Source organism: Tenacibaculum litoreum (assembly GCF_964513915.1).
In the GTDB taxonomy this organism is placed as follows: Bacteria; Bacteroidota; Bacteroidia; order Flavobacteriales; family Flavobacteriaceae; genus Polaribacter; species Polaribacter litoreum.
In genome coordinates, this window is record NZ_CAZEQS010000002.1 from 322,826 (window position 1) to 335,024 (window position 12,199).

11 protein-coding genes and 2 tRNA genes are annotated in these 12,199 nt (G+C 31.5%); 2 read left to right on the plus strand and 11 right to left on the minus strand.

What is annotated here, in order from left to right; translation table 11 throughout:
• Window positions 1-24: 24 nt before the first annotated feature.
• From ACKTTR_RS02755 to trxA, 11 genes are all read right to left on the minus strand, one after another.
• Complete coding sequence (locus tag ACKTTR_RS02755; RefSeq protein ID WP_408026418.1) at window positions 25-777, minus strand: DUF5995 family protein; 753 nt, start codon at window positions 775-777, stop codon at window positions 25-27.
• Between the two features lie 79 nt (window positions 778-856).
• The gene (locus ACKTTR_RS02760; protein WP_408026419.1) at window positions 857-1,939 is read right to left on the minus strand and encodes a chorismate mutase; all 1,083 of its coding nucleotides are present in this window, start codon (window positions 1,937-1,939) and stop codon (window positions 857-859) included.
• A gap of 11 nt (window positions 1,940-1,950) precedes the next feature.
• Window positions 1,951-2,814 (minus strand): prephenate dehydrogenase, encoded by an 864-nt coding sequence (locus ACKTTR_RS02765; protein ID WP_408026420.1) that lies wholly within the window; start codon window positions 2,812-2,814, stop codon window positions 1,951-1,953.
• Between the two features lies 1 nt (window position 2,815).
• Complete coding sequence (locus tag ACKTTR_RS02770) at window positions 2,816-3,193, minus strand: nuclear transport factor 2 family protein (protein ID WP_408026421.1); 378 nt, start codon at window positions 3,191-3,193, stop codon at window positions 2,816-2,818.
• On the minus strand, window positions 3,190-4,332 hold the full coding sequence (locus tag ACKTTR_RS02775) for a pyridoxal phosphate-dependent aminotransferase (RefSeq protein WP_408026422.1): 1,143 nt from the start codon (window positions 4,330-4,332) through the stop codon (window positions 3,190-3,192). The genes ACKTTR_RS02770 and ACKTTR_RS02775 overlap by 4 nt, the downstream gene beginning before the upstream one ends.
• The gene (locus ACKTTR_RS02780) at window positions 4,329-5,153 is read right to left on the minus strand and encodes a prephenate dehydratase (protein WP_408026423.1); all 825 of its coding nucleotides are present in this window, start codon (window positions 5,151-5,153) and stop codon (window positions 4,329-4,331) included. The genes ACKTTR_RS02775 and ACKTTR_RS02780 overlap by 4 nt, the downstream gene beginning before the upstream one ends.
• Window positions 5,154-5,418: 265 nt before the next feature.
• A tRNA-Asp gene (locus tag ACKTTR_RS02785) sits at window positions 5,419-5,492 on the minus strand.
• A gap of 42 nt (window positions 5,493-5,534) precedes the next feature.
• Window positions 5,535-5,608 (minus strand) — tRNA-Asp (locus ACKTTR_RS02790).
• 55 nt (window positions 5,609-5,663) lie between these two features.
• Window positions 5,664-6,584 (minus strand): DUF58 domain-containing protein, encoded by a 921-nt coding sequence (locus tag ACKTTR_RS02795; RefSeq protein ID WP_408026994.1) that lies wholly within the window; start codon window positions 6,582-6,584, stop codon window positions 5,664-5,666.
• A gap of 69 nt (window positions 6,585-6,653) precedes the next feature.
• Window positions 6,654-9,224 carry a M1 family metallopeptidase gene (locus ACKTTR_RS02800; protein ID WP_408026424.1) on the minus strand — a complete coding sequence of 857 codons (2,571 nt, stop codon included), beginning with the start codon at window positions 9,222-9,224 and terminating at the stop codon, window positions 6,654-6,656.
• A 75-nt stretch (window positions 9,225-9,299) separates the two neighbouring features.
• On the minus strand, window positions 9,300-9,617 hold the full coding sequence (gene trxA, locus ACKTTR_RS02805; protein ID WP_028892415.1) for a thioredoxin: 318 nt from the start codon (window positions 9,615-9,617) through the stop codon (window positions 9,300-9,302).
• A gap of 318 nt (window positions 9,618-9,935) precedes the next feature.
• Here trxA and metK point away from each other — a divergent pair, with 318 nt between their 5' ends.
• Window positions 9,936-11,189, plus strand: coding sequence for a methionine adenosyltransferase (gene metK, locus ACKTTR_RS02810; RefSeq protein ID WP_408026425.1), 1,254 nt, complete (start codon window positions 9,936-9,938; stop codon window positions 11,187-11,189).
• A gap of 245 nt (window positions 11,190-11,434) precedes the next feature.
• The gene (locus ACKTTR_RS02815) at window positions 11,435-12,199 is read left to right on the plus strand and encodes a hypothetical protein (protein WP_408026426.1); all 765 of its coding nucleotides are present in this window, start codon (window positions 11,435-11,437) and stop codon (window positions 12,197-12,199) included.

The following is a 12,199-nucleotide window of genomic DNA, read 5'->3' on the forward strand; positions in this document are numbered from 1 at the left end:
AAAAATTGAATGTTTTAGTATTGTTTAATCTGTTAAATCGTTAATTTTCTGAGCTACTGTTCCTTTTTCTGAAACTCTAATAATCATAAAAATTAATTTTGGGATAAAACCTGGAGAAATAACCAAGTCTGCTTTTTCGGTTATTTTAATATCTCTCTTGTGTATGGTATTATCAAAATCAATAGCTGGTGTATTGGCTAATTCTACAGCAAAATCCCAAGCACCGTTTCTTGCTAATTCCATGCTGAAGTCAACTAAAAAATCATCAACATCTTTAGTCCAGATAAGAATTTTCTTTAAAAAAGGATATACTTTGGCTAAATCATTTTGAACATCGTTAACTAAAGAGGATAAAATATCATTTATTTTATTGAAATCACTATGCAGATTTTGAATGTCTTTCTCTTTAGAAACCTCTGCAGCTGCAATTCCTAAATCTAAATTAATATGTGCATTCATGCCAACTAGTAAATGTTGTAAAACTACATACCAATATTTATTAGCTATGCCAAAAGCTTTTTTCCAAGAAGAAGTGATAGGTTTATTGTTTTGGTAATTGTAATAAGCCTCTATATACCTTTTAGCAAAAATTATATCGAGTTTTTCCATTCGTTGGTTATCATCAAAATAATCGTTTTGTATGCCTTCTTTTACTTTTATTGTTACTTTTTGGTATAAAGCAGCAAAATAGCCTAATGGGCTTTTGTTTTCTATAGACTCGTTAATAATATCTTGTAGTATGTCTATAACATCATCAATTGTATGAATAGGTTTCATTTAGCTAAAGTTTGGTAGGATGAAAATACAATAAATAGAATAAAAAAGACCGCTATTTTGTTAGCGGTCTTTTAGATATTTAACTGTTAATAATTTTCTCTTGATGATTAATACTTTCTTGGTGTATTGCTTTGAACATTTTAAGTACAAACTCTTCACTTAAACCACGTTCATCACCTTCTAAAATCATTTTACCTAGTATTTCATTCCATCGTTTAGTTTGTAAAATAGCAACATTTTTCTCTTTTTTCAATTTACCAATTGAATCTGCTATTTTCATACGTTTACCTAACATTTCAATTAATTGATGATCTACTACGTCAATTTGAGTACGTAGAGTGTTCAGTGCGTTTCTATATTCAGTTTCTGTATCTGTGGCTTTTCTAACTTTTAAATCAATCATCATTTGAACTAGTGATTTAGGAGTAATTTGTTGTGCAGCATCACTCCATGCATTATCTGGATCATAATGAGTTTCAACCATTAAACCATCAAAGTTTAAATCTAGGGCAGTTTGACAAACATCAAAAATAATATCACGACGACCAGCAATATGTGATGGATCACAAATTAATGGTAAATCAGGGAAACGGTTTTGTAATTCAATAGGAATTTGCCATTCGGGATTGTTACGGTATCTTGTTTTTTCATAGGTAGAGAAACCTCTATGAATAACACCTAGTTTTTTAATGTTTTTGGCATATAAACGTTCTATGGCACCTAACCATAGTGGTAAATCAGGGTTCACAGGATTTTTTACCAGTACGATTTTATCTGTCCCCTCTAAAGCATCTGCAATCTCTTGAACAATAAAAGGACTTACAGTAGTACGAGCACCAATCCATAAAATGTCTACGTCGTGCTCAATTGCAAGTTTTACGTGGTCTTTGTTGGCTACTTCAGTAGCAATTAATATTCCTGTTTCTTGTTTTGCCTTTTGTAACCATTTTAGTCCTAAAGCACCAACACCCTCAAAATTACCTGGTCTGGTACGAGGTTTCCAAATACCAGCTCTTAAAACAGTAGCATCAGTGTCTTTTAATTCATGTGCAATTTGTAATACTTGTTCTTCTGTTTCTGCACTACAAGGTCCTGCAATTACTAGTGGATGCCCTAATCCGAAAGCATCTAACCATGTTCTTAACTCTTTTGTATTCTCCATTTTAGTTTTTATTATTGAGGTACAACCTCTTGAATTCCGTTTAAAATCTGTTTTATATAATTTGTGTTTTCCATTTCCGTATATATTTCTGGAAAATCGTTGTTTTCTAATAAAGTCTTGAATTGTTGTAAGTTATAAATATATTCATTCAGAGACTCAATAACATTTTCTTTGTTTTGCTCAAAAATAGGTGTCCACATTGCTGGTGAGCTTTTTGCCAAACGTACAGTGGAAGCGAATCCACTACCAGCCATATCAAAAATATCACGTTCATTTTTCTCTTTTTCAATGACAGTTTTACCAAGCATAAAAGAGCTAATATGTGATAAATGCGATACATAGGCAATATGCTTATCGTGTGACTTTGGGTCCATGTATCGAATACGCATTCCTAATTTCGAGAATATATCTAATGCTTTTTCCTGTAATTTGAATGCAGTTTTTTCTACTTCACAAATAATATTAGTCTTGTTTCTAAATAAATTTGTCAAAGCCGCATTAGGCCCTGAAAATTCCGTTCCAGCAATAGGGTGTGTTGCTAAAAAATTTCTTCGTTTCGAGTGATTTTTAACGGCATCACAAATTAGTTCTTTAGTCGAACCTACATCGAAAACCAAACAAGTATCAGAAACGTTATCTAATGTTTTCAAAATAACCTCTTGTGAAACATCTACAGGAATAGCAATAATGACTATATCTGCATTTTTCAACTCTGAAAAAGTCGCTTTTTCATGGATGATCCCTTTTTCTAAAGCAAGGTCTCCATGCTCTTCGTTGGAATCTATTCCGTAGATAGTAGCATTTTTAAATCCTTGCTGAATATCTAAGGCAAAACTTCCGCCGATTAATCCTAGTCCTATGATAAATACGTTCATTTTAACTGTAATCTTCTATTTTAGTTATTGTGTCGTTCTGAAAGAAGAAAATACTTTTACCTTTTAGGTTTAATTGATTACCTTTTTTAAGTTCTTCAGATAAGTCAACTTGTAATGTTGCTGTATACTTAAGATGAACTTCATAATGTTCTTCTTTTGTGATAATTTCTTCTATTTCTTGTTTCCTTTTTGAAAAAAATAATAGCACTTTCTCAGCTTGTTTTTTAAATTGGTTTATTCCATTGAGTTTTAAAGTCAATGAATTGTTAGTGTAATTTTCAAAAACAATGCTTTTATTTAAAACTGAAAGCATTTTATCTACATCAAAAGAGTTGTACCCTTCTATATAGGTCTTTATTAAACTGAGTTCTTTTTTCATATTCTAGCTATTACTTCGTTAATTTTTTCTTCTGGAACGCATAATGAAAAGCGAATATAACCTTCACCTTGACTTCCAAAAATAGTTCCTGGAGCAGCAAAAATGTGTTTGTTGTATAACAAATCATCAATTATTTCTTCAGATGTTTTTCCTTCAGGAAGTTTGCACCAAACAAACATTCCAGATGCGTTTTTGTCGTAGGTACACCCCAGTTTTTCTGCTAACTCAAACACCAGTTTTTGTCTTTTTTTATAGATGTTATTTAGTTGGGTAAACCAATCTTTGTCTAACTCTAATGCTTTGGTAGCTCCTTTTTGAATTCCGTAAAACATACCAGAATCCATTTGAGTTTTTACTTTTAAAATTTCAGTTAAGAATTCAGGTTTACCTAATAACATCCCTACACGCCATCCAGCCATGTTAAAAGATTTACTTACAGAGTTTAATTCTAGAGCAATATCTTTTGCTCCTTCAATTTGTAAAATACTCTGAGGGTGTTCATTTAATATAAAGCTATACGGATTGTCATTTACAATAACTATGTTATGTCTTTTTCCAAAGTCAATCAACTTTTTAAAAGTTTCTTTGGTGGCATCGGCACCCGTTGGCATATGCGGGTAATTTACCCACATCAATTTTATTTTTGAAGTATCCAGTTTTTCTAAAGCTTCAAAATTTGGTTGCCAGTTAGTATCTTCTTCAAGGTCGTAAAAAATTGATTTCCCTCCTAGTAAATTGGTTACAGAGCTGTAAGTTGGGTATCCTGGATTAGGTATCAATACCTGATCTCCTTCGTTTAAAAAAGCTAATGAGATATGCATAATCCCTTCTTTACTTCCCATTAAAGGAAGTACTTCGTTTGCAGGGTTTATGGTAACTCTATAGTTTTTTTGATAAAAATTTGAAACAGCTTGTCTAAACTCAGGTAAGCCTTGATAGCTCTGATAGCTATGCGCTCCAGTATCTTGTAGGCTATTTTGAATAGCCTTTAATACTGATGTTGGAGGTTGTAAATCAGGACTTCCAATTCCAATATTTATAATTGGTTTACCTTCTGAAATTAATTGACGTACTTCTTGTAACTTTTTAGAGAAGTAGTATTCTTGTACGGTTTGTAATCTATTAGCAAACTGTATCATAATCTTCCGTTTTTGTATTCACCTAATATTTTAAATTCTTCTGCCATAATTTGTATGATGGCTTTTGCTTTTTCATAATCTTCGTAATCATCAAAAGTTACATCCACAAAAAAAGCATACTTCCATGGGGTTTCAATTTTGGGTAATGATTGTATTTTGGTGAGGTTTAGTTTGCAATCGCTCATTACGTTTAACATCGCTGCTAAACTCCCTCTTTTATGGTCTAATTCAAACTTTAATGAAGCTTTGTTAATTTCACTTTTACCGTTTTTAGGGAGGTTTGTTTGAAGAAAGACAAAACGAGTAGCATTATTTTTAATGGTTTGAATTTCGTCTTCAATAACTGATAGTTTAAAAATATCAGCGGCCATTTTAGGCGCAATAGCAGCAACTCCTTTTAGTTGTTGTTCTGTAATTCTTTTAGCTACAGCAGAGGTGTCAACATCTTCAATGAGTTTAATATGTTTATGTTGTTTGAAAAACTCTTTACATTGTAATAAAGCCATTGGATGTGAACAAACCTCAGTAATATCTTCAATCTTCTGGTTTGGTAATGCCATTAAATGATGGTGTATAGGTAGGTAATACTCACCAGAAATGTGCAAATTATACTTGTCGATTAGGGCATAATTGGGGATGATTGAGCCAGCGATGGTGTTTTCTAACGCCATAATAGCTTGCTCACTTCTTGAGTTTAAAAGGCTATCAACTAGTACATCAAAAGATAAACATTCGTCTAGGTCGATGTTTTCTCCGTAATAGTTGTTTGCAACAATATGGTGGTTGCTTCCTTGTATTCCTTGAATGGCTATTTTCTTCATTTTAAATCAAAAAAAAAGCCTCGATAAATTCGAGACTTTGATTGGATATATTATTTTTTGTTAGGTTAACAATATGATACAAAGTCTCGTCTCTTACTAAAAAAGTAAAAGTAAAAATAGAAACCTTGCCATACGTTTTGTAACATCATTGTATTTGTGTTCTTTGTACGGGACAAATCTTAGAAATAAATTTAACTAAACCAAACTTTTTTTTGAAAAAAAAGTAAAAAAGAAAAAAGCTTCTCAAAAATTGAGAAGCTTTTAGCGGTCTGGACGGGACTCGAACCCGCGACCCCATGCGTGACAGGCATGTATTCTAACCAGCTGAACTACCAGACCGTTGCTTGAAGCAATATGTTGTATTTTTTAGAGAAACTTTAGCGGTCTGGACGGGACTCGAACCCGCGACCCCATGCGTGACAGGCATGTATTCTAACCAGCTGAACTACCAGACCGTTGCTCTAAGCGGATGCAAATATATAACCTTTTTTTAAATAAAAAAGAGTTATTTTATAAAAAATTCTGTCTGTTGATAAGATAAGAGATAAGGACTTTATCATAACCCTCATTTATATCTACAGGAACATAATCTATCTTGTATTGTAAGCATTTGTTTTTTAGGTTATTGAAGAAGATGTTGCTTAATTCTTGATATTTTTGTTGTACGTTTTCAGCGTATAAATTTATTTCTTCTCCAGTTTCAACATCCACAAATTTTTTAGGAGTATTGTCAAAATCAAATAAAAATTCTGTTTTTTTATCGTAGGTATGGAATAACACAACTTCGTGTTTATTAAATTTTAAATGTCGTAAAGCATTAAAAAGTTCTTCTTCATTTTTATTAGTCTGAAACATATCTGTAAATAAGAAAATCAAAGACCTTCTATGAATTTTTTCAGCTATTTCATGTAGGTATTGATAGGTTTCTGTTGTGGTATTTGATTTAGAGGATAATAACAGCTCTAGTTGATTTAAAAGCATTTTGCGATGACGTTCACTTCCTTTTTCAGGAGCATAATATTCGTAAGTATCTGAATAAATACTTAAACCAACAGCATCTCGCTGTCGTTTTAAAATATCCATTAATGAAGAAGCAGCTACAACAGAGAAACCAATTTTATTTAAGTAATCAATTGATTGGTTTTTACTAACAGGGTAATGCATGGAAGCAGAATTATCAATAATTAAATGACATCTAAGATTCGTTTCCTCTTCATACTTTTTGGTATACAGCTTTTCTGTTTTAGCAAACAACTTCCAATCTATATGGCGAGTACTTTCACCTTTATTATAGAGTTTATGTTCAGAAAATTCAACTGAAAATCCATGAAACGGACTTTTATGCATTCCTGTGATAAAACCTTCTACTACTTGTTTAGCAAGTAGCTCGAGATTTTTAAGTTCAGAACTTGTGTTTTTAAGGTCAATCATATTAATTCCGAAGATAAAAAAAAGGTTTAGCAATTGCCAAACCTTTTGTATAATAAAAAATAAATCGGTTTATAGTTTAATTTTATGTTGTGATCTGTCGATATCATCAACTACAATTAATAACTTTTTAAGTAAAATAGGATTGTAGTTTTTATTCTTGTTTAAAAATTCTTGAACAATCTCGTTAGCTTCTTTAGAAGTGTAGTTTCCAAGTGAGCTCGTTAACCAGTTTTTAGGGAAAAAGATATCTCCTGTAAGTTGTATTTCTTCTAACAAATCTAAGCAAAGTTTAAGATGTTTGAAGGAAGATTTTTGACGTAAAGGATGGTGTATAGAAGCTAAAGCGGCTTCTACCCAAGATTCTTTTTCACGATTTTTGGCTTCTTTTAGTGAAAGCATAAAATCATCTCTTAACTTTTCATTATTAGATAGCGTTGGAAGTAACCATAAAAAGCGTTCTTTTTTGTCTTTATTTTTAATGTTTTCAAGTTGCTGCTTATTTATTTCTTCTGATTTAGCATGTTTGTAGATAGAAAGCTTCGTTGCTAACTTAATTAAGTCAGTTTCGTTTAAAGTTAAGTTATCTATTACAAGAGTTTTATTCCATAATCGAAATAAATTCTCTTTTCCTGTTTCATTATATGCAAGATTACAGTATAAGTTAAACAGTGTTTTTTTAATATTTTTAGGAAGCTTTTTTTGAAGTAGCTTAAAAACTGTACTTTCAGTGGTGTTTAAAAGCTTATGATGTTGTTCTTTTGGTAAAAACTTCCAGAAAATAGCATTGATGCCTCTAGATAAATAATTAACAATTAACTCGTTTTTTTCAGATTGAATTCCTTTTAAAAATAAATTAAAAGTATTCAAAGGAGTAATGTTCCCATGAAGCATGTTTTCGTAAAGGTTTATATAAGAATGCCCTCGCGCAACATCATTTTTAATTAAATGAATATCGGTTGTGTTTAGAGGGAAGATTCCGTAGCCCAAACCATTATAGTTGTAAATAATTTCTTTAGGTATAGGTAAACCAATTGCTTCGTTAATTGTGTTAGTATGTTTGTTTACGTCAACATGAATTGTTTTTATTTCATCTTTATAAACCAAACCAATAGCGAAAGATTGTTCCCATGTATTGTTTGATTTGTCTTCAGCTTTTTGATGGATGTTAAAAGTGCTTATTTTTCCGTCATTATAACTAATAGAATCAGAAATTATTGGACGACTAGGAGAGTTTACCCAAACCTTACTCCATTGTTTAATGTCTTTAGGAGATAAATCATCAAAAATAGTCACTAAATCATTCCAGTCTGCATTGTCATTAGCATAGGTGGCAATATATTGTTGAGTTCCTTTCTGAAAGTTTTCTTTGCCCAATAAAAGCTCGAGTTGACGCATCATAATAGGAGCTTTGTTGTAAATGATGCGACCATATAAAGAACCTGCATTTTTTAAATTATCTAGCTGTTGTCTTATAGGGTTTGAACCTTTGGTGCGGTCTTCAGAATAGGCACTTGGATAGTGAGACATCATAAAACCTAAATCGTGGTTTATTTCAGGAAACACAGGATTCATAATTTTGTCAGCCATAAAGTTGGCAAAGACTTCTTTCATCCAAACATCATTAAACCAACGCATGGTTACTAAATTACCAAACCACATATGAGAAGTTTCATGAGCAATTAATTTAGCTCGATTTAATTTGCGGGTTTGTGTTGCATTTTCATCCAAAAAGAGAGAGCTTTCTCTATATTGTATCGCTCCTGTATGTTCCATTCCACCATATTGAAATGGAGGAAGAGAGGCAAAGTCCATTTTTTGAAACGGAAATTTATACTGTGTATACTCTTCTAAAAACTCTAAAGAATTTTGATGCGTGTTAAAAATAGCAGCTAAACTTTCCTTAATTTTTGTGCTATCTGATTCTCTAAATAAAAACCGCATGTTAAAAGCACCAGGATTAGTATTGTTTTCATTGAACTTACCCGCAACAAAAGAGAATAAATACGTGCTCATTTTGTCTGTTTGTTTAAATTGATGTTCAATAAAATCACCTTTTTCCAGTTGTTGCTTTTCAAAAGCACCACATAAAACTTTCCAATCTTTTGGAGCAATTATAGTAAGATTGTAATGAGCTTTAATATTAGGTTGATCGAAACATGGGAATAATGTACTAGCCCTATCAGGAACTAATAAAGTGTATAAGTATTCCTTGTTTCTGTTTAAAGAAAGTTCACCAGCATCAAAATTTATATCAATAGTATTCTCTCCTGATTTTAATAAATCTTTATCAATAATAATATGCTCCATAGTGTGTATTATAGGAGTGTTTATTTTATTAACCTGTATACTTTTTAAACGATTTGTTTTTTCGTTAAAATCTAAGATTAGATCATTCTCAGCATTGGTAAGATTGAGGTTAATCTTAAGTTCTGAAGGAATAGGATCTTCCTTTTTTAAAGGAATTGAAAAATTAAGATTGTATACAACATCAGATACTTGTTGCTTTCTAAATTGAGCAAGTTCTAAAGAAATACCATTAGTGATTTTTAGAAGTTTATTTTGCTCTTTTTTACAAGCTATACTTAAGGATAAACAAAAAAATAGGAGGTATTTATACATGATTTTTAGTTGTTTGTTCATTAGCTCAAAATAAAAAAAAGGTTTAGCAATTGCCAAACCTTTCCTATAATATCAAATTAAAATACTATTTATATGTTATAAAGCAGCATCAATTTTATCAGTATATGCTTTTTTAGGAGCGGCACCTACTTGTTTATCAACAACTTCACCATTCTTAAAAATTAATACGGTAGGAATGTTTCTTACACCGTATTTAGCAGCAAATTCTTGATTTGCATCTACATCTACCTTACCAACTACAGCTTTTCCATCATATTCATTACTAATTTCATCAACTATAGGAGATACCATTCTACAAGGTCCACACCAAGCTGCCCAAAAATCTACTAATACTGGTTTGTCAGATTTTAATACTACTTCTTCAAAAGAAGCATCTGTAATTTCTAATGCCATTTTATTTATGTTTTTTATCTAAGTTAATTTCTTGTTTATTCACTACAAATGTAAACAAATATTTTACCAATACAATTTTACAAAAATTACTTTTTATTATCATAATATCAATACTTTCTATTTACTTGTAAGTTTGTTTTTAAGTGTGTAAAATAATCTATAACTTTGCCAAATATTTTTTGAGGAAAAATTTGACTGATTGCAACCTCATTGAACAAGAGTTCAGAATAAAAATGCTAAAGCAGTAATTTTCTACTCCTTTTAGCGACTTAGCAATCCAAGTTTTTTCTTTTAGTTAAATTTTAAAAAGAAGTATTTATGTCATATTTTTTTACTTCGGAAAGTGTTTCTGAAGGACATCCAGATAAAGTAGCAGATCAAATATCTGATGCTTTGATAGATAATTTTTTAGCTTTTGATTCAGATTCTAAAGTAGCATGTGAAACATTAGTAACAACTGGTCAAGTAGTATTAGCGGGAGAAGTAAAGTCTTCTACTTACTTAGATGTTCAAAAGATTGCTCGTGAGGTAATTAATAAAATTGGATATACAAAAGGTGAGTACATGTTTGATGGTAATTCTTGTGGAGTATTATCTGCAATTCATGAACAGTCAGATGATATTAACCGTGGAGTAGATAGAGCTTCTAAGGAAGAGCAAGGAGCAGGAGATCAAGGAATGATGTTTGGGTATGCAACGAACGAAACTGAGCATTATATGCCGTTAGCGTTAGATTTATCACATATAATCTTAAAGGAATTAGCAGTTATACGTAGAGAAAGTAAAGAAATTACTTATTTACGTCCAGATGCTAAGAGTCAGGTGACAATTGAGTACTCCGACGATAATGTGCCACAACGTATTGAAGCAATTGTAGTTTCTACTCAGCATGATGATTTTGCTGATGACGAAACAATGTTAGCAAAAATTAGAAAAGATATTGTTGAGATTTTAATTCCTAGAGTTAAAGCACAACTAACTCCTGAAATTCAAGCATTATTTAATGATGATATTAAATATCACATTAACCCAACAGGAAAGTTCGTAATTGGAGGTCCTCATGGAGATACAGGGTTAACAGGTCGTAAGATTATTGTTGATACTTATGGAGGAAAGGGAGCACATGGTGGTGGTGCATTCTCTGGAAAAGATCCAAGTAAGGTAGATCGTTCTGCTGCTTACGCAACACGCCATATAGCAAAGAATTTAGTAGCTGCTGGAGTTGCTGATGAGGTACTAGTTCAAGTATCGTATGCGATTGGGGTAGTAGAGCCAATGGGAATTTTTGTGGATACCTATGGAACTTCAAAAGTTGACTTAACTGACGGAGAGATTGCTCAAAAAGTTTCTAAAATTTTTGATATGCGTCCACATGCTATTGAAGATCGTCTAAAGTTACGTAATCCAATGTATAGCGAAACTGCAGCTTATGGTCATATGGGAAGAAAAAATGAAGTAGTTTCAAAAATATTTACACAACCTAATGGAGAAAGTAAAACAATAGAAGTTGAATTGTTTACTTGGGAAAAATTAGATTATGTGTCTAAAGTAAAAGAGAGTTTCGGTCTGTAATAAACGAAACAAAAACATAGTGAAAAATACCTGTAATTTTTATTGCAGGTATTTTTTTATACAGCTACTTTTGTGTGAAATTTAAAAACAATATAAACCGAACTTGTTTTTATATTTTTCAAATTGCTAAAAATTGCTGTTTTTTCTTTTACTCATTTTTTTAATTGTCTTAAAGACTTTATGTAGGGGGGAATGCTTAGTTTTTGCTTGAACAATAAAAATGAGTTCATTAAAAATCACAAAAAATGAAAAAATTAAAGTATGTTTTTGCTATTGGATTAGGAGTGGCATTATTAACCTCATGTAGTAGCTCTGCTTCAGACGATTTTGATGAAGTTAACGGAGAAGCTAAAAAGAAAAGATTAAAAACTGTTGCAGCGACAAACCAAGAAAATGAAACAATTACTACTCAGTTTATGTATAATGCTGAAAAAGAATTGGTAAGTATTTCTGGAACAAATGGAACAGACGCTACTTTAATAAACTATAACAATAATGGGAGTACTATTAAAGTAACAGAAGATAGCGATCCTTCAGAAAGCCTTTCAATAGAAGAGTTGTATCAATCACCATATAATATTTATGAAACAGGAATGGCATTAGAATATGATTCTAACAAAAATCCTAGTAAAGTTTTATTTCAAGTTGAGGTTTATGACTGGGAAACTGAAATGAATGTTGTTAAAAGTTATACAGCAGAAATGTTTTATGACGATAAGCCAAATATGTATTTTTCTACTTTAGAATCTGCTGGAGTTATAGAAATTTTAGATGGAGTTGATGTTAGTTTTGGTGTGAACCCTCAGGCTTCAGAAGTAATTAAAGCTAGAAGATTATTGCCATTAAATAACGTAACGAAGATTATCTATAAAGACGCAGATGATAACGTTATAGGTACTTTAACTGTAGATTACACTTATGATTCAGATGGGTATCCTTTAACAGGGAAAGGGTTAGCTGTTGGAGGTGAAGAATCAATTGCTATAAATGCTACTTATAGTTACGAATAG